This is a genomic window from Streptomyces shaanxiensis, assembly GCF_039537145.1.
Lineage (GTDB): Bacteria > Actinomycetota > Actinomycetes > Streptomycetales > Streptomycetaceae > Streptomyces > Streptomyces shaanxiensis.
The window spans coordinates 215,444-237,941 of sequence record NZ_BAAAZY010000008.1 but is presented as its reverse complement, the minus strand read 5'-3'; the positions used below and the strand labels follow the sequence as shown (position 1 = coordinate 237,941).

Genomic DNA, 22,498 nt, shown 5'->3' with positions numbered 1-22,498 from the left:
AGCTCCTTACCGGCAGGCCGCGGCTGCGCAGGACCCGTCGCTGCAGTGGGCTGAAGATGAGCGGGTGGGCACCGGAGATCTCAGAAGTCCCACCCGTCGTCCTCGGCCTCGTCCTTGACCGGCTCCGGCGAGGCGAAGGACTCGCCGACCATGCCCGCGGTGAGCGTGGTGCCGTCGTTCGGGTCGATGAGGATGAAGGAGCCGGTGCGGCGCGAGTCGGCGTAGGAGTCCACCGGCAGCGGTTCGGCGGTGCGGATCTTCACCCGGCCGATGTCGTTGGCGACGAGCTGCCCCGGGTGCGGGTGCAGGGACAGGTCGTCGAGCGTGAGCCGGGACGGGATGTCCTTGACGATCGCCTTGACCGTGCGGGTGCCGTGCTTGAGCAGCACCCGGTGGTTGACGGTCAGCGGCTGGTCGGCGACATGGCAGACCGTGGCCTCGATGTCCTGCGTGGTCGCGGGCGCGTCCTTGGTCGGCACGAGCAGGTCGCCGCGCGAGATGTCGATGTCGTCCTCCAGGAGAACGGTCACCGACTGGGTGGTCCACGCGATGTCGACCGGCTCGCCCAGCAGATCGATGCCGGAGATCTTCGACGTACGGCCCGAGGGCAGCACGGTGACCGACTCGCCGACGCGGAACGAACCGGCGGCGATCTGACCGGCGTAGCCCCGGTAGTCCGGGTGCTCGGCGGTCTGCGGCCGGATCACGTACTGCACGGGCAGCCGGGCGTGGCAGTGGCTCAGGTCGTGGCTGACCGGGACCGTCTCCAGGTGCTCCAGGAAGGTCGGCCCGCCGTACCAGTCCATGTTCGCGGACGGGTCCACCACGTTGTCGCCGGCCAGCGCCGAGATCGGGATCGCGGTGATCTCCGGGACGCCCAGCTCCAGCGCGTACGCCGTGAACTCCTCGGCGATCGCGGCGAAGACGGACTCCTGGTAGTCGACCAGGTCCATCTTGTTCACGGCGAGGACGACGTGCGGCACCCGCAGCAGCGCGGCGATGGCGGCGTGCCGGCGGGTCTGCTCGACGACACCGTTGCGGGCGTCGACGAGGATCACCGTCAGCTCGGCCGTCGAGGCGCCGGTGACCATGTTGCGGGTGTACTGCACATGGCCGGGGGTGTCGGCGAGGATGAACCGGCGCCGGGGCGTGGCGAAGTAACGGTACGCCACGTCGATCGTGATGCCCTGCTCCCGCTCGGCACGCAGGCCGTCCGTCAGCAGCGCGAGGTCCGGGGCCTCCTGCCCGCGGCTCGCCGAGGCGCGCTCCACGGCCTCCAGCTGATCGGTGAGGATCGACTTGGAGTCGTGCAGCAGCCGTCCGACGAGGGTGGACTTGCCGTCGTCGACGGAGCCCGCGGTGGCGAACCGCAGCAGGGTGGTGGCCGAGAGCTCCTCGGTCGTCGTCGTGCTCATGCTTAGAAGTACCCCTCGCGCTTACGGTCTTCCATCGCGGCCTCGGAGAGCTTGTCGTCGGCGCGGGTGGCGCCGCGCTCGGTCAGCCGGGAGGCGGCGATCTCGGTGATGACCTGCTCCAGGCTCACCGCGTCCGAATCGACGGCACCGGTGCAGGACATGTCGCCCACGGTCCGGTAGCGGACGAGCCGCTTCTCGACCGTCTCGCCGTCCTTCGGCCCGCCCCACTCGCCGGCGGTCAGCCACATGCCGCCGCGCTTGAAGACGTCGCGCTCGTGAGCGAAGTAGATCTCCGGCAGCTCGATGCCCTCACGGGCGATGTACTGCCAGACGTCCAGCTCGGTCCAGTTGGAGAGCGGGAACACGCGGACGTGCTCTCCGGGTGCGTGGCGGCCGTTGTACAGGTTCCACAGCTCGGGGCGCTGCCGGCGAGGGTCCCACTGCGAGAACTCGTCGCGCAGGCTGAACACCCGTTCCTTCGCCCGCGCCTTCTCCTCGTCGCGCCGCCCGCCGCCGAACACGGCGTCGAACTTCTCGCTCTGGATCTTCTCGGTCAGCGGGACCGTCTGCAGCGGGTTGCGTGTCCCGTCGGGACGTTCGCGCAGCACACCCCGGTCGATGTAGTCCTGCACCGACGCGACATGCAGCCGCAGGTTGTGCTTCTCGACTGTGCGGTCCCGGTACTCGATGACCTCGGGGAAGTTGTGCCCGGTGTCCACGTGCAGCAGCGAGAAGGGGATCGCCGCGGGGGCGAAGGCCTTCAGCGCCAGGTGCAGCATGACGATGGAGTCCTTGCCGCCGGAGAACAGGATCACCGGCCGCTCGAACTCGCCCGCCACCTCACGGAAGATGTGCACCGCCTCGGACTCCAGCGCGTCCAGGTGCGAGAGGGCGTACGGGGAGTCCGTGCCATCTTCGCCCCCCTTCACCGTGGCGACGGTCGCCGTCATGCCAGTCCCCTTTCGCTGAGCAGGGCGTACACCGACGCCGCGGACTCCTGCACGGTCTGGTTCTGGGACTCGATGCGCAGATCGGGCGACTCGGGCTCCTCGTACGGGTCGTCGACCCCGGTCAGGCCCTTGAGTTCGCCCGCGGCCTGCTTGGCGTACAGACCCTTCACATCGCGCACGGAGCACACCTCGACCGGCGTGGCCACGTGCACCTCGAGGTACGGCGCCCCGCCTTCCTGGTGGCGCTTGCGCACCGCGTCCCGGCTGTCCTGGTAGGGCGCGATGACCGGGACGAGCGCCTTGACGCCGTTACGGGCGAGCAGTTCGGCGAGGAAACCGATGCGCTGCACGTTGGTGTGCCGGTCCTCGCGGCTGAAGCCGAGGCCCGCCGAGATGAACTCGCGGATCTCGTCGCCGTCGAGCACCTCGACGCGGTGGCCCTCCTCGCGCAGCCGGCCGGCCAGCTCGTAGGCGATGGTGGTCTTGCCGGCGCTCGGCAGACCCGTGAGCCAGACGGTGGCTCCGCTCGTCACGTGGTTCTCCAAATTCGTAGCAAGCTCGGTCATGGTCAGCCGTGCAGCCCGCACTCGGTCTTGCCGCGGCCCGCCCAGCGGCCGGCCCGCGCGTCCTCGCCCTCCAGCACCCGGCGGGTGCAGGGCGCGCAGCCGACGGAGGCGTAGCCGTCCATCAGCAGCGGGTTGGTCAGGACACCGTGCTCGGCGACGTACGCGTCCACGTCGTCCTGGGTCCAGCGGGCGATCGGCGAGATCTTCACCTTCTGCCGCTTCTCGTCCCAGCCGACGACCGGGGTGTTCGCCCGGGTCGGGGACTCGTCGCGGCGCAGACCGGTCGCCCAGGCCACATAGCTCTTCAGGCCCCGCTCCAGCGGCTCGACCTTGCGCAGCTTGCAGCACAGGTCGGGGTCGCGGTCGTGCAGCTTCGGGCCGTACTCGGCGTCCTGTTCGGCGACGGTCTGGACGGGGGTGAGGGTGATGACGTTGACGTCCATCACGGCCTCGACCGCGTCGCGGGTGCCGATGGTCTCCTCGAAGTGGTAGCCGGTGTCGAGGAACACGACGTCCACGCCTGGCATGGCGCGGGAGGCGAGGTGGGCGACCACCGCGTCCTCCATGGACGAGGTCACACAGAAGCGCTTGCCGAAGGTGCCGACCGCCCACTGGAGGATCTCCAGCGCGGAGGCGTTCTCCAGATCACGGCCAGCCTGCTCGGCCAGCGCCTTGAGATCCGCCGTCGTGCGCTCTTCCTGTGCCGTCGTCATATCTCGTCTCCCCCTGCGTCGGTGCGCTGAAGACCGCGGGCGAGCAGCCCGAGGAACTTCAGTTGGAAGGCCCGATTGCACGCCGCGCATTCCCATGCGCCATGGCCCTGCTCACCCGGACGCAGGTCCTCGTCACCGCAGTAGGGGCAGTAGAAGGGGGCGGCCCGCTCGCTCATGAGAGGGCCTCCTCGGAGGCGCGCGCCGCCCAGGTCGCGAACCGCTCGCCGTCCTCGCGCTCGTCCTGGAACCGCTTCAGGACGCGCTCGACGTAGTCGGGCAGCTCCTCGGAGGTGACCTTCAGGCCACGCACCTTGCGCCCGAACCCGGCCTCCAGGCCGAGCGCGCCGCCCAGGTGCACCTGGAAGCCCTCGACCTGCTCGCCCTTGTCGTCGAGGACCAGCTGCCCCTTGAGACCGATGTCCGCCACCTGGATACGGGCGCAGGCGTTCGGGCAGCCGTTGATGTTGATGGTGATCGGCTCGTCGAAGTCCGGGATCCGGCGCTCCAGCTCGTCGATCAGCTGGGAGCCGCGCGCCTTGGTCTCGACGATGGCGAGCTTGCAGTACTCGATGCCGGTGCAGGCCATGGTGCCGCGCCGGAAGGGGGACGGCCTGGTGGTCAGGTCCAGGGCCTCCAGGGCCTCGGACAGCGACTCGACCTGCGCCTCCTCGACATCGAGGATGATCATCTTCTGCTCGACGGTGGTACGGACCCGCCCGGAGCCGTGCGCCTCGGCCAGCTCGGCGATCTTCGTGAGGGTCGTGCCGTCGACGCGGCCCACGCGCGGGGCGAACCCGACGTAGAAACGGCCGTCCTGCTGCCGGTGCACACCGACGTGGTCCCGCCAGCGCTCCACGGGCTGCGCGGGCGCGGGGCCGTCGACCAGCTTGCGCTTGAGGTACTCGTCCTCCAGCACCTGACGGAACTTCTCCGCACCCCAGTCGGCGACCAGGAACTTCAGGCGGGCGCGGGTGCGCAGCCGCCGGTAGCCGTAGTCGCGGAAGATCGAGATGACGCCCTCGTAGACGTCCGGCACCTCGTCCAGCGGAACCCAGGCGCCGAGCCGCACGCCGATCTTGGGGTTGGTGGACAGGCCGCCGCCGACCCACAGGTCGAAGCCGGGGCCGTGCTCGGGGTGGTTCACGCCGACGAACGCGACGTCGTTGATCTCGTGCGCCACATCGAGCAGCGGCGAGCCGGAGATCGCGGACTTGAACTTGCGGGGCAGGTTGGAGAACGCCTTGTTGCCGACGATCCGGCGCTGGATCTCGTCGATGGCCGGGGTGCCGTCGATGATCTCGTCCGCGGCGATACCGGCGACCGGGGAGCCGAGGACCACGCGGGGCGTGTCACCGCAGGCCTCGGTGGTGGACAGCCCGACGGCCTCCAGGCGGTTCCAGATCTCGGGCACGTCCTCGATCCGGATCCAGTGGTACTGGACGTTCTGCCGGTCGGTGATGTCCGCGGTGCCGCGCGCGAACTCCTGCGAGATCTCGCCGATGACGCGCAGCTGCTGCGTGGTCAGCCGCCCGCCGTCGATCCGCACGCGCAGCATGAAGTAGGAGTCGTCCAGCTCCTCCGGCTCCAGGATCGCGGTCTTGCCGCCGTCGATCCCCGGGCGACGCTGGGTGTACAGCCCCCACCAGCGCATACGGCCACGCAGATCGTTCGGGTCGATGGAGTCGAAGCCGCGCTTGGAGTAGATCGTCTCAATGCGTGTCCGCACATTGAGACCGTCGTCGTCCTTCTTGAACTGTTCGTTGCCGTTGAGCGGGGTGAAGTGCCCCGCGGCCCACTGGCCCTCACCGCGGTGACGGCTCACCTTGCGGCGGGGAGTCGCGGCGGCAGGCTTCTGCGGGGTGGCGGCCATGGTTGTTACGTCCTTCGGGACAGGCGGGAAAGCGGCTCTGACCTGCGCGTACGGGCGCATGGGCATACATGCGCTTCATTGCGCAGGAATGAGACGAAAGGGGAGTGTCGGGCGCGGATGGACTGTACTCAGCGCGCCGGACAGATGGCGCTGGACATGCGGCCGAGGTCGACGTGCCGCCGACTCACCAAGGCAATTCCAGTTCCAGACATGACGGAAGCGTGGCACGGAGATCTGGACACAGTCCAGCTTTGTCCGTCATGCGGACACCCTTGTCCCGAAGAGCGAGACAAGGGTGTCGTCGGTCACATGGCCCGAATCGGCCGTTTCTGCCCTGGTCAGCCAGGGTACGCCCCCGGCCACGGACCGGGCGTGGCCGTCTCGGCCTCCTCCTCGACCTTGGTGTCGAAGAGCTTGAAGCCGCGCCGCAGATAGTTGTCCATGGCGTGCTCCCCGTCCTTGCTGCACGTATGGAGCCACACCCGCTTGGTCTGCGGCAGTCCGGGCCAGCGCTCCGCGAGGTCCCAGGCGCGGGCCGCGCCGTACGCCAGCAGATGCCCGCCGATCCGCCGTCCGCGGAAGGCCGGGATCAGGCCGAAGTAGACGATCTCCACGACCCCGTCGTCCTGCGGATCCAGCTCCACGTACCCCGCCGGGGTCCCCCGGTCGTAGACGACCCACGTCTCGACACCCGGACGCTCCAGCTGCCGCTGCCACTGCGCGTACGTCCAGCTGAGCCGGTCGATCCACTGGATGTCCCCGCCGACGGAGGCGTACAGGAACCGGCTGAACTCCGGCGAGGGCGCCTCGGCCCGGACGATCCTCACGTCCCCTTCCGGGGCGGCGGCCGGGAGGAGGTCGTCCGGCGAGGTCTGCTCCAGGGACCAGGTGGTCACGGGGATGTTGGTCATGGCCGTCAGGGAATCATCCGAACGGCCGATCTGTCGATCGGCGGCCGGTGCGCCTTCGACGCGACAGCCTCCGCGTCCCTCGGTGGCTACCCCAGCGCCCTGTCGATCGACGTCAGCGGCACCGCGAACAGCGTCCGGCCCGACTGGGACCAGACCTCGCCGGTCGCCTCCCAGTAGGAGAGCGGACCCGCCTGGACACCCCAGCAGCGCGGGGCGTTCTCCGAGCCGCAGCGGGTCGCCTCGGCGCCCTCGGTGTCCTGGCGCCACAGGCTGCCCTGCCGGTCCGTGGCGCCCGGGGCGCGGCCCAGGTACCAGTCGGAGCGGTCCGTCCCGTCGGCCCGGTGCGACAGCAGGCCCCGGATGCCGGACGCCTCCGTCTCGTACGCCTCGACCGCGGACGCGGAACCGGTGGCGTCGGTGGCCGGCAGGCCGGCGCGGGCCGGGTCGTTGCTGAAGTCGTAGCGCCACAGACGGGAGTGCTCCTCGCTGTCCGCCGGCGTCCACTCGCTCGCGACCAGGCTGTCGGGCGCCGTGCTGCGGTCCAGGGAGACGGCCCCGAGGCGGGGTGCGGTGCCCGCGTTGTTCAGGCGGTACGAGCCGACGGCCGGCAGGACGAAGCGCTGCCCGTGCGCCGACCAGCCGCCCCCGACGCGGCCCACGGCGGCGCTGTCGACCGTGGTGCGCTGGACGCGGTTCATGTCGTACACGTACAGCCCGTCGGCGGCGGTCACCAGCAGCTTGTCCTGGTACCAGACCATGCCGGTCAGCCGGGAGGACAGGGCGCGGTAGTCGCGTCCGCCGTCCACCGGGACGACGAGGAGGGCCGAGGCGTACCTGAGGTGGCCCAGGTCGTTCGCGTCGACGAAGGCGACCCGGGCGAGGCCCCGGTCGGCGGTGCCCCGGCTCCAGCCGGAGAGCAGCACGCGGTTGTCGTTCCACCAGCCGTCGTCGTCGGCGTCCCCCGAGGTGGTGACCGCGCCCGCCCGCCAGTTCCGGGTGTCGGCGGCGTCCCAGCAGTACGCGCGGGTGGCGGCCGGCGCGACCGGCAGCGCCGTGCGCTCGTCGGCCGTACAGCCGGACGCGGCACGCAGAGTCCGGTCGGCGCTCTCCAGGACGGCGCGTACACCGACCGGCTTGCCCATCCCGGAGGCGAGTTCGTCGAGCGTGGTCTGCGGGACCAACTGCTCCTGGAGCCGGAGCGCGCGGGTCTCGGCGTCCCTGGTGAGAGGCTCCAGCGCCCCGGGGTTGTCACCGACGGTGGCCTGTGAGGCGCTGATCATCGTGGCGGCGGCGGTGAGTGCCAGGGCGGTTCCGGCCAGGAACGCGCGTACCGCACGCCCCTGCTTTCGTCGACGGTGTCTGCCGCGGTGCTTCATCAAACCTCCCGAGGCGAGCCAACTGCCTCTATTGGTCCGTAGGTTGACCAAAGGAGCAGGTGGGGTGGCTCGTAGAGGGATGCTACGGCAGGTGAGCACGCTTGCGGACTAAGACCCCGCAAATATGCGGATTCTTCGAAACGCCGGTTCGGTCACACCTCGGCCGACGACCTCCCCCTCAGCACCGCCGGTGCCGTCGAATGCGGCAGCAACTCGCGCGGGTCGTCCGGCAGCAGCACCCCGACCTCCGCGTCCTCGCGGAAGCGGTACGGCCGGTGCTCCAGGAACGCCCCGAGATAACGCCGTACGCGGGACATCTCGGCCCGCACCGTCACCGTACGGCCCGCGTCCCCGAACATGTCCTCGGCCAGCCCCGCCGCGCTGCGTCCCGTGCGGTGCAGGGCCAGGAGGTAGAGCAACTCGGCGTGCCGGGGGCTCAGTTCATGGCTCCAGGAACCCGCGCTGCCGGACACCGTCACCGACCAGCGGCGCGGCTGCGTCAGGTCCAGCGCGATCCGCGTCGCCCCGGCCGGCACCGGCTCGTCGGTGGGCCGCAGCAGCCAGCCGCCCGCCAGCGGCTCCACCGAGCACAGGCCGAGCGGCGGCAGCCACCGGCGGCCCGGCGACAGGGACTTGGGCAGCGCGACCCGGTTCGCGTACGGCATCCCGGTCACCGCGGCGGTCCAGCCGTCCCGGTCCACCACGACCGCCCGCCCGGGGATCCGGGCCAGCACCGGCGCCGCCACCGCGCGCAGCCGCTCCAGCGAGGTCAGATGCAGCTCACGCAGCCGGGCCTCGGCCAGCTTGGCCACCGAGTCGACCCAGGCGAGCGTGGCCGGGTGCATGGTCTCCAGCGGCCCGCTGACGTCCACCACACCGATCAGCCGGCCGTCCCGCGGGTCCGTGATGGGGGCGCCGGTGCAGGTCCAGGAGGTCTGGGAGCGCTGGAAGTGCTCGGAGGCGAAGACCTGCACGGGTCGGCGCACCACTGCCGGGGTGCCTACGCCGTTGGTGCCGACGACGCTCTCCCGCCAGTCGGCGCCGAGTTCGAACCCGAGGCCGTCGGCCTTGCGCAGCACGGCGGAGCTGCCCTCCCGCCACAGGACCCGGCCCTCGTCGTCGGCGACGACCATGATGTGGTGGGTGACGTCCGCGACCGACAGCAGCCCCTCCCGCAGCACCGGCAGCGCATGCCTCAGCGCGGTGGTCTCCCGGCGCCGCTGCACCTCCTCCCGGGACAGCAGCCCGGAGCGGACGTCGTGGTCCGGATCGACCCCGCTGCGCAGCATGCGTTCCCAGGACTGCTCGATCACCGGGCGCGGCGCGACGGGCGCGCGCTGCCCCGCGAGCGTGGCGGCGCGGACCTCGCTGAGCACCCGGGCCGCCCGTGCCGAGTCCACGGCGGCCAGCTGTGTCACGTCCGTCGGCGAGAGCGCCAAGGGTCCTCCCGGTTCGGGCTCACACGGGCTGTGTGTCTCATACTGCCGTCCGCCTCTCGCGGAGGCACACACTCCGCACACAGACGCCAACAAGTTGCAACCCCTTGCAACCCTGGTGGTCCGCGCCGGCCTGATTGAAACTTGAGCAACGCCGTCCCGAGCGGCGTTCGAGGGCTCGAACGGGCCTGGGTGGGGGTGGTGCCGTGTCGGCGCAGCACCACCCCCTACCTCCGGTGGTTCAGCCGTTGCGCCTCAGGGGGTGCCGCTTGATGTGCGTTGGCGGCTGCCGGCCGGTTTGTGGTTGGTCGCGCAGTTCCCCGCGCCCCTAGGTTGGCAGGGCTCGGTCCACGATCGATGCGAGGGCGAGGCTGTGGGGCAGCGTGCCGAAGGCCGCGCCTCCGTCGCCTCCCAACCTCGACGCGCAGAACGCGTCCGCGACCTCCGGTGGCGCGAACCGGACCAGCAGGGAGCCCTGGAGCACCAGGGCGAGTCGCTCGGTGAGCCGTCGGGCCCTTGCCTCGATGCCCTCCAGGTCGGCGAGTTCTGTCAGCAGGGCCCTGATCGCGTCGTCGAGCCGGTGGTCGGCGCCCCGTGCCTTGCCGACCTCGCGGAGATAGGCGTCGAGCGCCGCGGGCTCCCGCTGCAACGCCCGCAGTACGTCCAGCGCCTGGACGTTGCCGGCGCCCTCCCAGATCGAGTTCAGCGGTGACTCGCGCACCAGCCGGGGCATCCCGGACTCCTCGACGTACCCGTTGCCGCCCAGGCACTCGGACGCCTCGATCGTCACCGGCGCACACCTTTTGGTCACCCAGTACTTGGCGGCCGGCACCGCGATCCGCAGCAGCGCCCGCTCCTGCTCGCCGCCGTCGTCGTAGGCGGCCGCGAGCCGCAGCGCGAGGGTCGTCGCCGCCTCGGACTCGACGGCCAGGTCGGCCAGTACGTTGCGCATGAGCGGCTTGTCGACGAGCTTCCCGCCGAACGCCTCGCGGTGGGAGCAGTGATGGACCGCCTGTGCGACCGCCTGACGCATCAGTCCCGCCGAGCCGAGGACACAGTCGAGCCGGGTCGCCGCCACCATGTCGATGATGGTGCGCACCCCGCGGCCCTCCTCGCCGACCCGGCGCGCCCATGTCCGTTCGAACTCGACCTCGGCGGAGGCGTTCGAGCGGTTGCCGAGCTTGTCCTTGAGGCGCTGGATCAGGAACACGTTGCGGCTGCCGTCCGCCAGGACGCGCGGCACGAGGAAGCAGGTGAGTCCGCCCGGCGCCTGCGCCAGCACGAGGAACCCGTCCGACATGGGGGCCGAGCAGAACCACTTGTGCCCGGTCAGCTCGTAGGACTCGCCGTCGGGGAGGGGGTGCGCCGCCGTCGTGTTGGCGCGTACGTCGCTGCCGCCCTGCTTCTCCGTCATGCCCATCCCGAACAGCGCCCCGGCCTTCTGCCCCGCGGGCCGCAGCTCGTGTTCGTAGATCCTGGACGTCAGCAGTGGCTCCCACTCGGCGGCGAGGTCGGGCTCCGTCCGCAGCGCGGGCACGGCCGCGTGGGTCATGGACAGCGGGCAGCCGTTGCCGGCCTCGACCTGCGTCCACAGCAGGAAGGCGGCCGCCCGTCGCACATGCCCGCCCGGCCGGCCCCAGGCCGCGGTCAGCCCCGCCGCGACGCCCTTGCCGAGCAGCCGGTGCCAGGACGGATGGAACTCGACGTCGTCGATACGCCGGCCGTAGCGGTCGTGCGTGCGTAGCCACGGCGGGTTCTCGTTGGCCAGGACGGCCCACTCCTGCACCTGCCGCGAGCCGCAGGTCCGGCCGAGCGCGGCCAGCTCGCCTCGGGCCTCGTCCAGCAGTTCCGGGGCGAGATGACGTTCGACGGCCGCGGTCAGGGCCCGGTCGGAGGTGTAGACGTCGTGGCCGATCAGGGGTGGGGGCTGGTTGGTCACGGTGTGCGTGCTGCCTGCCATGCCTGTGAACCTATCCCTCGGTGGGGCGGTGGTTTCCACCCTGACACGTCGGCGGCGCGGGGGACCGGGCAGGTGGCTACGGTGTGCGCACCCGGCGCCGCTATGAATGCGCCCCCATGGGGCGGATACCTTTAGGTCGTGCAGCAGGCAAGTGAATCCCCCCAGCCGAACCCCGGCCGCCTCCACCGGGCGCGTGTCCTCTACCGGAACGTCTCGAAACGCAGGACCGTCTGGCTGTTGCTGAAGGACACCGTCAACTCCTGCATCGAGTACCGCATCCTGGGTCTCGCGGCAGAGGCCGCGTTCTTCACGCTGCTGTCCGTCCCGCCACTGCTGCTCAGCCTCATCGGCCTCCTCGGTTACGTCGACGACTGGACCGGCACCGACACCATCAGCAGCCTGGAGGCCAACCTCCTGGAGGCCTCGCGCACCGTCCTGTCCGACAAGGGCGTGCGCCAGATCGCCCAGCCGATCCTGGACGACGTGATGCACGGCGGCCGCCCCGACGTCATCTCCGTCGGCTTCCTGTTCGCCCTGTGGTCGGGGTCGCGCGCGGTGAACGTCTTCATAGACACCATCACCGTGATGTACGGCCTCGACGGCGTCCGGGGCATCGTCAAGACTCGGCTGGTGGCGTTCCTGCTGTTCATCGCGGCCCTGCTGATCGGCTCGGTGGCGCTGCCGCTGATGGTGGCCGGACCGGACGCGGTCGTACGGATCGTGCCCTGGTCGGAGACCCTGGTGCAGGTCCTGTACTGGCCCGTCGTGATCGTCCTGTCGATCGCGTTCCTGACCACGCTGTACCACGTGTCCGTGCCGGTCCGCTCCCCCTGGATCGAGGACGTGCCCGGCGCGCTGGTCGCCCTCGGCATGTGGGTGCTGGGCAGCTTCCTGCTGCGCATCTACCTGACGAACACGATCGAGGGTGCGTCGATCTACGGCTCCCTCGCCGCCGCCGTCGCCGTGATGCTGTGGATCGGTGTGTCCGCGTTCGCCGTGCTCGTCGGGGCCGCGGTCAACGCCGCGATCGACCGGGTCTGGCCGGCCGCCGCGACGGCCGCGGCCCGCGCCGCCAACGAGCGGCTGCGCGAGGCCCAGGTCGCCGAGTACGTCGCCCGCCACGCCGCCGGCCGCGAGCCCGGGCTCGAGGACCCCGACGACCCCGACATGCCGTCGGAGTTCCCCGAGCGGTGGTCGCGCTTCCTGCCGCCGGAGGACGTGTCGTCACGGCTGCGGACCCATGTGAAGAGCACGCACCACACCCCGCACAAGCCGGAGGACTCGGAGCGGCCCTGAGCGGGTCGGATCCGGGTCGCGAGCAGGACCGGCGACGGAGGACGGACGGCGGAGGGCGGACGGCGGAGGACGGACGACAGCCGCTCAGACCTTCCACGCCCCCGCCGCCGCTGCCTCCCGCACGAAGTCACCGAAGTCGCGCGGCTCACGGCCGAGTACCTCGCGGACGTCGTCCGTGACATGGGCGTTGCGGCCGTCCGTGACACCTGCGAAGACCTCGATCAGGAGCTCCACCTCCTCCGGCGGCAGCCCGAAGCCGGCCAGGACCTCGCCGTAGGCCCGGGTCGGGACCGGTGTGTACGTGATGGTGCTGCCCGTCGCCGCGGAGATCTCCGCGACCGCCTCCCGCCAGGACAGCAGCCGTGGCCCGGTCAGCTCCAGCGTCCGGCCCGCATAGCGGTCCCCGGACGTCAGCACGGCCGTCACCACGTCCGCGATGTCCCGCACGTCGACGAACGGCTCCCGCACCTCGCCCGCCGGGAACACCAGCTCCCCGTGGAGCATCCCCTCCACCAGCGGCCCCTCACTGAAGTTCTGCGAGAACCACGTGGCCCGTACGATCGTCCAGTCCGCGCCGGACGACCTCAGCGCCTCCTCGGCCGGCAGCGCCTGGTCCTCGCCGCGCGCCGACAGCAGCACGAGCCGCCGTACGCCCAGCCCGACCGCCTCCCGGGCGAGTGCCCCGATGCCCTCGGCCGCCGCCGGAAAGCCGATGTCGAACGGGTACATCAGGTACGCCGCGTCCGCGTCCCGCAGGGTCCGAGCCCACGTCGTCGGGTCCTCCCAGTCGAAGCCCTGCGCCCGGGACGCGGCCCGCACCGTGAGCCCCGCCGCGTGTGCCGCCTGCGCCACCCGGCTCCCCGTACGACCCGAGGCACCGGTCACCACTACCGTCATCTGCTGCGTGTTCGCCTTGTCGGCCGCGTTCTGAGTCATGCCTCCAGTCAACGGTCGCGCGCCTCAACGGCCCATCGCTGAACGGCTCATTCCCATGCGCGCGCGTCTACGCTGGCGGCATGGATGCCCTTGCAGGCCTGCTGGAGGGTCCACGCGCGCGTGGCGCCTTCATGATCCGCGCGTGTTTCGAGCCGCCGTGGTCCATCCGGGTCGAGGACCGCGCCCCGCTCACCGTCATGGTCATGGTCCGCGGCGAGGCCTGGGTGATCCCCGACCAGGACCAGGGGGAGCGAAGCGAGATGGGGGTCCCCCCGGCCGAAGGCTGGGGGAGGATCCGGCTGCGCCCCGGCGACCTCGCCATCGCCCGCGGCCCCGACCCCTACACCTGCGCCGACGACCCCGGCACCGCACCCCAGGCCCTGATCCTGCCGGGCGCCGAGTGCCGCTACCCCGACGGACGCGCCCTCAACGGCTCGATGGATCTCGGCGTGCGCACCTGGGGCGACCGGATGGACGGCTCGGCCGTGCTGCTGATCGGCACGTATCTGTGGGAGGGCGAGATCAGCGGGCGGCTGCTGAACGCGTTGCCGCCGCTGCTGGCGCTCACGGCCGACGTGTGGAACTGCCCCCTGACGCCGTACCTCATGGAGGAGATCGTCCGCGACGAGCCCGGTCAGGAGGTCGTCCTGGACCGGCTGCTCGATCTGCTGGTCATCGCCGCGCTCAGGGCCTGGTTCTCCCGTCCGGAGGCGGAGGCGCCGGCCTGGTACCGGGCGCTGGCGGACCCGGTCGTCGGGCGGGTCCTTCGGCTGGTCCAGGACGATCCCGCGCATCCCTGGACGGTCGCCTCGCTGGCCGCGAAGGCGGGGGTGTCGCGGGCCGCGCTGGGGCGGCGCTTCACCGAGCTGGTGGGGGAGCCGCCGATGACGTATCTCACGGGGTGGCGGTTGGCGCTGGCGGCGGACGCGCTGCGGGACACCGGGGACACGTTGGATTCCATTGCGCGCAGGGTCGGCTACGGGAGCGCGTTCGCGTTGTCCAGTGCGTTCAAGCGGGTGTACGGGGTGAGTCCGCAGGAGCATCGGGGGCGGGTGGTTGTGGGGTAGGGCGGGGATCGCGGTGGGGGTGCGTGTCGTCTGCGGGCTGCGCGTACGTTGTGGCTGGTCGCGGTGGCTGGTCGCGCCCACGCGGCGGAGCCGCACATTGACACAGTCCCGCGCCCCTTTGGCGCGTTGCAGCGTAGCCTTGCCTTCGTGTACGCGGAACGGGCGTCCCGGCTGGCTGGTGCTGTGGTCTGGACGAACACCCCGGGTGAGGCCGGCGTAGGGCGTGTCCTCCCTGACGGCTGCATGGATCTGCTCTGGAACGACGGCAGGCTGCTGGTCGCCGGGCCCGACACGCGCGCGCACGTCCCCGAAGGGGAGCCGAGTACCTGGATCGGTGTCCGTTTCCATCCGGGGACCGCGCCCGCCTTTCTCGGCGTGCCCGCGCATGAACTGCGTGACCGGCGGGTCGAGCTCGCGGATCTGTGGCCGGCCTCGGACGTACGGCGACTGCGTGGTCGTATCGGGGCCGCGCCCGACCCCGTGACCGCGCTCGAAGACCTGGCGCTGGAGCGCGCCGCTGACGCCGGGCCGTCCGATCCGCTGCCGCGGCGGGTCGTGGCCGCCCTTGAGGCGGGGCAGCCGGTCGGTGTCACGGCCGACGAACTCGGCCTCGGCGCACGGCAGTTGCACCGCCGGTGTCTGACCGCCTTCGGCTACGGCCCCAAGACGCTGGCCCGGATCCTGCGGCTGCAGCGAGCCCTCGCCCTGGCGCGGGACGGTGTGCCCTTCGCGGACACGGCCGCCCGGGCCGGATTCGCCGATCAGGCCCATCTGGCGCGGGACGTCAAGGAGTTGGCGGGCATGCCGTTGGGTGAGCTACTCGGTCGGCCCGGCGGCTAGCGGGGCGAACAGGTCGACGCCGTTTCCGTCCGGGTCTTGCACGGTGGCGTAGCGCTGGCCCCAGAAGGCGTCCCACGGCTTGAGCTCGCCGTGGTAACCGGCGGCGACCAGTTCCTCGTACACCGTGTCCACCTCACCCGGATCCGCGCACCGCAGGGCCAGCCCGGCCCGGCTGCCGCCAGTGGGCGGCTGCCAGCCGGCATGAAAGGACCGTACGGTCTCCTCGGTGTCGAGCAACAGCCGCAGCCCGCCCGGCAGTTCGGCCTCGGCGTGCGGCTCGGACTCGGAGCCCTGGGGGAAGGCGAAGCCGAGACGGCGGTAGAAGGTGACAGAGGCGGCCATGTCGGAGACGACGAGGCCGATGGCATCGAATCGTGGAGTCATGCGGCCACCGTAGGCAGCCGGGGGGTGGCCGGTCTTGAAGGAATCGGACGCCTCGAGGCCGCCGCTTCAGCGGAAGGTCACCGGGCCTCGGGGTGTGTCCACCGTGAACGACATCCCCACCGGGCCCCTCGTGAGGTCAAGGCTCGTGCCGAGTGCCGTCAGCAGGGGCCGGATCTCGTCCGGGTCGGGGGCGCTCGCGGAGAGGGACAGCAGGGGTGTGCTGGGCAGGCCCGAGGCGGTGGGGTGGAGCGAGGTGCCCCAGTCGATGAGGAACGGGACGAGGCCGGAGGGGTGGGCGTCGTCGCCGTCGGTGAGCCGCCATTCCAGCAGGGTGCCGTCGGGTCTGCGGCGGCTCATCGCCTGCGCGGAGCCGGGGTCGTAGCCCTGGGCTCGGGCGTTCTCGATCGCCGCGTCCAGGTCCGGCGGGCTGATCGCCCAGGTGACCGTGCGCGGGGCGGTGATCCCGTCGACGTCGAAGGGGCGGGGCTGCCCGGGCTCGGACTGCTCGGGGTCGGGGCCGATGATCTCCAGATAGCAGGCGCCACCCAGGGACACCAGATAGTTCCGGGTGCCGAGCCCGATGTGCGTGCCGCCCGGGGCCGGGGTCACGCCCGTGCGCCGGGTGAAGTCGGCGACCGTGGCGGCCAGGTCGGGGGTCGCGAGGACGAGATGATCCAGGAGCGCGGGAATGGCGTTCATCGCAGCCGAGGCTACGCAGAACGGCCCGCGGAATGGAACACCTGTGCGCCGGTAACGGGGCGGGAAGCCCGGTCACTCCTCGTGGATGACCGTGCCGTCGTCCAGCAGCTTCGGGTGGATCTTCATCGGGCCGTACTCGTCGACGTCCGAGGGACGCGGGGTCTCCGGGCCGTCAGGGCCCATACGGAGCATGCGCTCGACACGGCAGACCCGGAGCGTACGCCCCGCCACCCGGGTCTCGTCGGCGCGTTCGAGCGCCCGGAACTCCTCGGCCGCCTTCTCGTAGACGGCCTTCTTGTCGTCGTCGTACTGGTACAGCAGGGGCCACAACTCGACCATCGCGTCATGGAGCACCCGCCGGGCGTCGTGCGGAGTGGACTGGAGCGCCAGGGCCGGTTCCCACCCGGTCCGTTCGCGCTCGACCACGCCGAAACAGACGGGCAGCAGCACGATCCGCGGATGCGAGCGCACCGCACGCTCCGAGTCCCGGCGCACCTCGGCCGGGAACCGCACGCCCCGGTACACGAAGCCGCGCAGCCCCGCCCGCAGGGCGCCCGCCATCGGACCGTCGTCCCCGGAGTCCGGGTCGAGGACGAGGTCGAGGTCGGGGGAGGGGGTGGGAGCGGCGCGCCGCTCCCAAGTGCGCACTGCGGGCTCCGGGTCGGTGGGGCGGGGCGGCTCCAGCCGGTCGTCGCCGTCGCAGCGCGTGAACTCGTCCCCGCGCACGATCCGGTACCGCACCCCGCACGCCTCGACCTCGTTCACCGGCTCCCGCTCCAACACGTCCACGGCGGCCAGCAGTTCACGTCGTACCGCCGGATCGTCGGTGTCGTCCTTCGCGCGGAACCACAGATGGCTGTTCAGCGAGTCCCGGCACATCTGCGGCATCCCGCTCACGACCGGCTTCAGCACCCGCCACTCGGGCCCCACCGCCGGTTCCTGCGCGGCGACCCCGAACACCGGCCCACGCAGGGCGAACCCCGGATAGCGCACCGAGGCGTCCACCGCGTCGGCCTCCCGCACCCAGGCAGCGGGGTCGTCGCGGCGGATCAGCTCGTCGTGGAGCGCGTGGATCTGTTGCTGCCAGTCATGGGTCATGCACGCATTGTCGCGAGGTCGGGGGTGCGCGTGAGGGTGAACCGACCCAACAACGCGGGGTGTTGGGCGGCTCCCGTCCCAGGTGATCCGAAACTTTCGGATCACCGGCGGCAGTGGGCCCCCGCCCCCGGCTCACCTAGGCTCGACCGCATGTCCGCACGGCTCCTCGTCTGCACCCGCACCACCGGCTACCGGCACGAATCCATCCCGGCCGGCGTCGACGCCGTACGCACCATCGGCGACTTCGAGGTGGACCACACCGAGGATCCGCAGGCCTTCGAGAGGTCCCTCGACGGTTACGCGGCCGTCGTGTTCCTCTCCACCAGCGGCGAGGTGCTCACCCCCGCCGGGCGCGAGCGGCTCGCCGCGTACGTCGAGTCGGGCGGCGGCTTCACCGGCGTGCACGCGGCGGCCTGCACGGAGTACGACTGGCCGTACTACGGCGAGCTGCTGGGCGCGCGGTTCGACCGGCACCCCGAGTACCAGCCCGGCAAGGCGGTCGTCGAGGACCGGGACCATCCGGCGACCCGGCATCTGCCCGCCGTATGGGACTTCGTCGACGAGTGGTACGACTTCCGCAGCAACCCCCGGGGCGCGGTACGGGTGTTGGCCTGCGCCGAGGAGTCGTCGTACGACGGAGGCGGCATGGGTGAGGACCACCCGCTGGTGTGGTGCCGCGAGCAGGGATCCGGCCGCGTCTTCTACACGGCCCTGGGCCACGCCGCCGAGGCGTACGACGACCCGGACTTCCGCGCGCATCTGCTGGGCGGCATCAACTGGTCGGCAGGGCTGGGCTAGACACGACGCTGGACACGACGGAGGGCCGCTCGCCGGAGCGGCCCTCCGATCCCTTGCCGTACTACGAAGCGCGTGGCGGCCTGGGGAGTGCGCGGAACTGGGGGCCGTAGGTGTGGCCCGGGGCGTAGGGGATCGGGGTCTCCATCAGTTCCACGGCGGGGCGCTCCAGCCCGCGCATGGCGTGCTCGGCCGCGTTCAGCGCGCGGTGGCCGCCGCCGGACCAGGCCGCGTCGAGGGTGTCCAGCACGGTGCTGTAGGTCGCGTCGAACCGGTACAGGAGCCCGCGGACATGGGCGTCCTGGGGGGTGGGCCAGCCGCCGACCGGAACCGGGGCCATGGGGCGCACGTCGGGGAAGGGCACGGGCCCGCCGACGTACCGCCAGCCTTCTTCGGTCTCGCGCAGCTCACGACCGTGGTAGATCTCGCCGAAGGCGTAGTAGTGCGCCCGCTCGTCGTCCTCGTAGGGGTCGGCCGGGGAACCGGAGGTGCCCTCGCCCTGCTCCCTGATGATCTCGATGGCGCGCTCGACGTGGTCGAGGTTCTCGATCGGCCGCAGGTCGTCGCCGCCGACGTGCTCGGACACCTGTCCTCGCACCGACAGCTCCGGCCGCACGGTCAGGAACGCCTTGAGCATCCCGGCGTAGAACTCGCCGACGGTGGGGGAGGTCTGCGCGTTGCGGGTGAGGGGTTCCTCAGGGGCCTCGATCGCCATCATCACATCGCGGACGTAGGGCTTGCTGAGGCCCGAGAGGTAGACGTTCACGCCGGCCCGCACACCGCCGGGCAGCGGGCCGGGGAAGACGGGCGCGGCGGCCTTGATCTGCGGTCTTCCGCCCACGGCCACGAGCAGGTTGCTGACGATGCTCAGGTGGAACATCTCGTCGCCGACGATGCGCCGGATCATCCGCGCGACCTCGCTGCGGCGGTCCTTGACCGACCACCAGCCGCACAAGTACGGCGGGATGGTGGCGAGTTCGAGTCCCACGGCGACCTGCAGGGACGACCTGAGCCACTCGACGCCGCGCCCGGTCTCGGGAACGGCCATCAGCCGCGCCACGGACCCGAGGGCGGGCTCGGCGAGCGGCCCGCTCTCCGGCAGTGCGGCGGCCTGGGCGGGACCGGCGACCACGGCCGGCGCTCCGGCCGCCACCGCGGCCGACGCCAGGAAACTCCTGCGCTTGAACGGAGCCACCGCCGGCCTGTCCGGCACTTCGCTCATACCCGTCACCCTCGCCTCAGCTCATAGCGATGGTCCCGCCTCGGCTCGCACGCCCCCGGGACCCCTCCGACAGCTCGCGAAGCTAGCAGTCAAAATGATCGCTACCGGGGTATACGGGCCGATAAGCCCAGCGACCACTCTGTCGGTCCAACGTTTGGGTTCCGTTACGGCGTTCGGAATCGGGTTCCTACCGGGCGAGCGCGGCCCGGCGGAGGGTGTCGACGACGCGGAGGACGTCGGGGTTGGCGTCGGCGCCGGGCCGCTGCACGAGGAACAGCGTGTTGAGCGGGGCCTTCTCCGGGTCGCGCAGGACGGCCAGGGGTTTCCGCGGCGAGGTGGTCCTGGCACAGGGAGCGGGGCAGGACGCTGTAGCCGGCGGCCGCGGCGACCGCGGAGACGACCGCGTACAGGTTGGGCACGGTGACGGCGGCCTGGGCGGTGAGCTGCTTGCCGAGGACGAGCCGCCAGCAGCGGCGCACGATGGGCAGGTCCTCGGCGTGGGTGACGAGCGGGACGTCCTTCAGCCGGGCGCAGAGGGCGTCGGGTGCCGGGGCGCCGCCGGTGCGCGGCGTCCATTGCGGCGCCGCGACCAGCACGTACTCCTCGTCCGCGAGCGGCACGAAGAGCAGGGCGCGGCCCCGGGGCGGCGGGTGGCGATCAGCAGGTCGTGCCGGCCCGCGCGCAGCTCCTCGAGGAGCGGTTCGAGTCGAGCGGGGCCGACACCTGGGCGTCGAGTTCGTGGGCGAACGGGGTGGGTTCCACACCGCGCGGGAGCCGGGTGAACAGCTCCCGTCCGGTCTGCTGCTCCAGTGTGCACGCCTGGCTGGTGGAGGACCTGCCCGGCGACCGCGGCCGCGTCCTGACCCAGGAGACCCAGATCGGTCGGCCCGCCGCAGCGCTGGCCGAGGAGCGCCCCACCCCGATGCTCAACGGCCACCAGGCATGGCTGGACGGCCTCGTCCGCGCCGCGTCCGGGAAGATGGAGCCCACACGTTGATCTTGACCGAGCTCGGGGGTGCGCCGGATGTCGATGACGCTCTTCGACGAGAGTGAGCGACTGGTGTGGGCGGGCCGGGGGACCGCTTATGCCGGGAGCTACGCCAGACTGTGCGCCCATCCGGTGCCGAGGCTGCTCGATGTCGCTGAAGTCGGGCAGGGCGTACGGCTGTTGGACGTGGGGACCGGGCCCGGTACGGTCGCTGCCGCCGCGTGCGCCCGGGGTGCGCGGGTGACGGCCGTGGACGCGGAGCCGACCATGGTGGAGCTGGCCGCGCGAGCCGCACCCGAGGCCGATGTGCGGGTCGCGGTCCTCCCCGAACTCCCCTTCGCTGACGGTGAGTTCGACGCGGTCGTGGCCAACTTCGTGCTGAACCACGTCGGCCGGCCCCGGCTCGCCCTGGCCGAACTGCGCCGTGTCGTCAGGCCGAACGGCTGGGTCGCCCTGACGATCTGGGCGGCGCCACCGGCCCCGGGCCAGACTCTGCTCGGCCGCGCGATCCAGGCCGCCGGCGCCGTATGTCCCCCGCACCTCGCCGCCGGACTGGCCCCGGAGGACGACTTCCCCCGTGACGAGAGCGGCCTCACCGGCCTCATGGGCGCGGCAGGACTGCGCGGGGCTGTCTGCGAGACCCTGCGCTGGGACCACCGGGCCAGCGCCGAGGAGTGGTGGAGCGGCCCTGCGGCCGGCGTGGCGTGCGGCGGCCGCACGGTACAGAGCCAAACCCCTGCGATCCGCGCCGAGATCAAGCGCCACTTCGACCTCTTCAGCGAGGAGTTCGCCGACGAGGACGGTGTCCTCACGTTGCCCCACGCCGCGTTGCTCGCCCGAGCACGTGGCTGAGCCACGGGTGGGAACACCTCAACCGGACCACCCCTGGCGCGGCACCGCCGTGCTGCTCCGCTCCACCAGCCGCGTCGACAACTCCGTCCGCGTACTCTCCGGCCGGTCCCCGTCCATCATCCGCACCAGCAGCCGTAGCGCCGTCGCCGCCATCTCCGACAGCGGCTGGCGGACCGTGGTGAGGGCCGGGCTGATCCAGCGGGCCTCCGGCAGGTCGTCGAAGCCGACCACGCTCATGTCGTCCGGCACGCTCAACCCCCGTTCCGCCAGCGCCTGGTAGACGCCGAGGGCCATCCGGTCCGAGCAGACGAAGACGGCCGTCGGCGGGTCGGGCAGGTCGAGGAGGTCCAGCGTGCGGCGGTGGGCGACGCTCTCGTCGAAGCCCGCGTGCCGGACGTACTCGGGACGGTGCCGTATCCCGGCCGAGGCCAGCGCGGAGCGGTAGCCGGCCACCCGGGCGTTGCTGCACATCTTGCGCTGGTGCCCGGCGACGACGGCGATGCGTTCGTGGCCGAGCGCCAGGAGGTGCTCGGTCGCGGTCACCCCGCCGTGCCAGTTCGCCGCGCCCACCGACACCACACCCGGCGGAGGCTCCAGCACCGGGTCGATCATCACGAACGGGATGCGGTGCTGCTCCAGCCACGCGTACTGCGACGCCGTCAGCTCGGCCAGATTGAACAGCACCCCGGACGAACCGCGCGCGATCAGCTTGTCCAGCCAGCCCCGCTCCGGACGGGCGCCCCTGGTACGGGTCAGCCCGGCGGAGACCACGATCTCCAGCCCCGCGTCGTGGGCCGCCGCCTCCACCCCGTGCAGCACCGCACCCGACCAGGAGGTGTCCAGCGAGTGCACGACGAGGTCGACCAGGCCCGGTGTCTTCGCCGCGTCGAAGCGGGGTCTGCGGACATAACCGAGCCGGTCCAGCGCCTCGGTGACCCGGCGGCGGGTCTCCGGGGCCACGTCCTCCCGGCCGTTGACCACCTTGGAAGCGGTCGGCACGGACACCCCGGCCTCGCGCGCGACGACCGCCAGGGTAGGCCCGGCCGCCACGCTCGCACTGCCCGTACGGACCATCGGGAACCACCTCTCCGGCCCGCCCGAGGGCCATGAAAAGTTTCGACCAG

At 71.7% G+C, this 22,498-nt stretch carries 24 protein-coding genes; 6 read left to right on the top strand and 18 right to left on the bottom strand.

Annotated elements, in window-relative coordinates:
* Positions 1-80 precede the first annotated feature (80 nt).
* The 11 genes from ABD932_RS12725 to ABD932_RS12680 all read right to left on the bottom strand — a co-directional run bounded on the left by ABD932_RS12725 (position 81) and on the right by ABD932_RS12680 (position 11,197).
* The gene (locus ABD932_RS12725) at positions 81-1,415 is read right to left on the bottom strand and encodes a sulfate adenylyltransferase subunit 1 (protein ID WP_345011868.1); all 1,335 of its coding nucleotides are present in this window, start codon (positions 1,413-1,415) and stop codon (positions 81-83) included.
* Between the two features lie 2 nt (positions 1,416-1,417).
* Positions 1,418-2,365, bottom strand: coding sequence for a sulfate adenylyltransferase subunit CysD (cysD, locus tag ABD932_RS12720; protein WP_345011866.1), 948 nt, complete (start codon positions 2,363-2,365; stop codon positions 1,418-1,420).
* Positions 2,362-2,898, bottom strand: a complete 537-nt coding sequence (gene cysC, locus ABD932_RS12715) for an adenylyl-sulfate kinase (protein WP_126395933.1) — start codon at positions 2,896-2,898, stop codon at positions 2,362-2,364. The genes cysD and cysC overlap by 4 nt, the downstream gene beginning before the upstream one ends.
* A 35-nt stretch (positions 2,899-2,933) precedes the next feature.
* Complete coding sequence (locus ABD932_RS12710) at positions 2,934-3,644, bottom strand: phosphoadenylyl-sulfate reductase (protein WP_345011863.1); 711 nt, start codon at positions 3,642-3,644, stop codon at positions 2,934-2,936.
* Entirely contained in the window at positions 3,641-3,820 is a 180-nt protein-coding gene (locus ABD932_RS12705) for a hypothetical protein (protein WP_345011861.1), read from the bottom strand. Before ABD932_RS12705 ends, ABD932_RS12710 begins: the two co-directional genes overlap by 4 nt.
* Positions 3,817-5,514, bottom strand: coding sequence for a nitrite/sulfite reductase (locus ABD932_RS12700; RefSeq protein WP_345011859.1), 1,698 nt, complete (start codon positions 5,512-5,514; stop codon positions 3,817-3,819). Before ABD932_RS12700 ends, ABD932_RS12705 begins: the two co-directional genes overlap by 4 nt.
* A 128-nt stretch (positions 5,515-5,642) precedes the next feature.
* A complete protein-coding gene (locus ABD932_RS43955; protein ID WP_310591794.1) occupies positions 5,643-5,726 on the bottom strand; it encodes a putative leader peptide in 84 nt (27 codons plus the stop codon).
* Positions 5,727-5,852: 126 nt separating this feature from the next.
* Positions 5,853-6,425: a GNAT family N-acetyltransferase gene (locus tag ABD932_RS12695; RefSeq protein ID WP_345011857.1), complete on the bottom strand. Its 573-nt coding sequence runs from the start codon at positions 6,423-6,425 to the stop codon at positions 5,853-5,855.
* Between the two features lie 86 nt (positions 6,426-6,511).
* The gene (locus ABD932_RS12690) at positions 6,512-7,801 is read right to left on the bottom strand and encodes a hypothetical protein (protein ID WP_345011855.1); all 1,290 of its coding nucleotides are present in this window, start codon (positions 7,799-7,801) and stop codon (positions 6,512-6,514) included.
* A gap of 152 nt (positions 7,802-7,953) precedes the next feature.
* A complete protein-coding gene (locus ABD932_RS12685) occupies positions 7,954-9,240 on the bottom strand; it encodes a GAF domain-containing protein (protein WP_345011853.1) in 1,287 nt (428 codons plus the stop codon).
* Positions 9,241-9,565: 325 nt separating this feature from the next.
* Positions 9,566-11,197 carry an acyl-CoA dehydrogenase family protein gene (locus ABD932_RS12680; protein WP_345011851.1) on the bottom strand — a complete coding sequence of 544 codons (1,632 nt, stop codon included), beginning with the start codon at positions 11,195-11,197 and terminating at the stop codon, positions 9,566-9,568.
* Between the two features lie 138 nt (positions 11,198-11,335).
* Between ABD932_RS12680 and ABD932_RS12675 the strand changes: the two genes are divergently transcribed.
* Complete coding sequence (locus ABD932_RS12675) at positions 11,336-12,493, top strand: YihY/virulence factor BrkB family protein (protein WP_345011849.1); 1,158 nt, start codon at positions 11,336-11,338, stop codon at positions 12,491-12,493.
* A gap of 84 nt (positions 12,494-12,577) precedes the next feature.
* Here the strand turns inward: ABD932_RS12675 and ABD932_RS12670 are convergent, their stop codons facing one another.
* Positions 12,578-13,429: an NmrA family NAD(P)-binding protein gene (locus ABD932_RS12670; RefSeq protein WP_345011847.1), complete on the bottom strand. Its 852-nt coding sequence runs from the start codon at positions 13,427-13,429 to the stop codon at positions 12,578-12,580.
* A gap of 80 nt (positions 13,430-13,509) precedes the next feature.
* Here ABD932_RS12670 and ABD932_RS12665 point away from each other — a divergent pair, with 80 nt between their 5' ends.
* Positions 13,510-14,496, top strand: a complete 987-nt coding sequence (locus tag ABD932_RS12665; protein WP_345011845.1) for a helix-turn-helix transcriptional regulator — start codon at positions 13,510-13,512, stop codon at positions 14,494-14,496.
* 147 nt (positions 14,497-14,643) lie between these two features.
* Positions 14,644-15,336 carry a helix-turn-helix domain-containing protein gene (locus ABD932_RS12660; protein ID WP_345011843.1) on the top strand — a complete coding sequence of 231 codons (693 nt, stop codon included), beginning with the start codon at positions 14,644-14,646 and terminating at the stop codon, positions 15,334-15,336.
* On the opposite strand, the gene ABD932_RS12655 is transcribed toward ABD932_RS12660, so the two are convergent.
* The 3 genes from ABD932_RS12655 to ABD932_RS12645 form a co-directional block, all read right to left on the bottom strand.
* On the bottom strand, positions 15,313-15,720 hold the full coding sequence (locus tag ABD932_RS12655) for a VOC family protein (RefSeq protein WP_345011841.1): 408 nt from the start codon (positions 15,718-15,720) through the stop codon (positions 15,313-15,315). The two genes, ABD932_RS12660 and ABD932_RS12655, sit on opposite strands and share 24 nt — an antisense overlap.
* 66 nt (positions 15,721-15,786) lie before the next feature.
* Entirely contained in the window at positions 15,787-16,419 is a 633-nt protein-coding gene (locus tag ABD932_RS12650; RefSeq protein WP_345011839.1) for a VOC family protein, read from the bottom strand.
* Between the two features lie 72 nt (positions 16,420-16,491).
* Entirely contained in the window at positions 16,492-17,517 is a 1,026-nt protein-coding gene (locus ABD932_RS12645) for a DUF5954 family protein (protein ID WP_345011837.1), read from the bottom strand.
* Between the two features lie 150 nt (positions 17,518-17,667).
* On the opposite strand from ABD932_RS12645, the gene ABD932_RS12640 reads away from it, so the two are divergent.
* The gene (locus ABD932_RS12640; RefSeq protein ID WP_345011835.1) at positions 17,668-18,315 is read left to right on the top strand and encodes a ThuA domain-containing protein; all 648 of its coding nucleotides are present in this window, start codon (positions 17,668-17,670) and stop codon (positions 18,313-18,315) included.
* A gap of 61 nt (positions 18,316-18,376) precedes the next feature.
* Here ABD932_RS12640 and ABD932_RS12635 read toward each other — a convergent pair whose 3' ends face one another.
* Both ABD932_RS12635 and ABD932_RS12630 read right to left on the bottom strand, forming a co-directional pair.
* Positions 18,377-19,534: a ferritin-like domain-containing protein gene (locus ABD932_RS12635; protein ID WP_345011833.1), complete on the bottom strand. Its 1,158-nt coding sequence runs from the start codon at positions 19,532-19,534 to the stop codon at positions 18,377-18,379.
* Positions 19,535-19,698: 164 nt separating this feature from the next.
* Entirely contained in the window at positions 19,699-20,154 is a 456-nt protein-coding gene (locus ABD932_RS12630; RefSeq protein ID WP_345011831.1) for a LysR substrate-binding domain-containing protein, read from the bottom strand.
* Positions 20,155-20,201: 47 nt separating this feature from the next.
* Here ABD932_RS12630 and ABD932_RS12625 point away from each other — a divergent pair, with 47 nt between their 5' ends.
* Both ABD932_RS12625 and ABD932_RS12620 read left to right on the top strand, forming a co-directional pair.
* The gene (locus tag ABD932_RS12625) at positions 20,202-20,531 is read left to right on the top strand and encodes an SRPBCC family protein (protein WP_345011828.1); all 330 of its coding nucleotides are present in this window, start codon (positions 20,202-20,204) and stop codon (positions 20,529-20,531) included.
* 33 nt (positions 20,532-20,564) lie between these two features.
* Positions 20,565-21,374 carry a class I SAM-dependent methyltransferase gene (locus tag ABD932_RS12620; RefSeq protein ID WP_345012002.1) on the top strand — a complete coding sequence of 270 codons (810 nt, stop codon included), beginning with the start codon at positions 20,565-20,567 and terminating at the stop codon, positions 21,372-21,374.
* 18 nt (positions 21,375-21,392) lie between these two features.
* On the opposite strand, the gene ABD932_RS12615 is transcribed toward ABD932_RS12620, so the two are convergent.
* The gene (locus ABD932_RS12615) at positions 21,393-22,448 is read right to left on the bottom strand and encodes a LacI family DNA-binding transcriptional regulator (RefSeq protein ID WP_345011826.1); all 1,056 of its coding nucleotides are present in this window, start codon (positions 22,446-22,448) and stop codon (positions 21,393-21,395) included.
* Positions 22,449-22,498 lie beyond the last annotated feature (50 nt).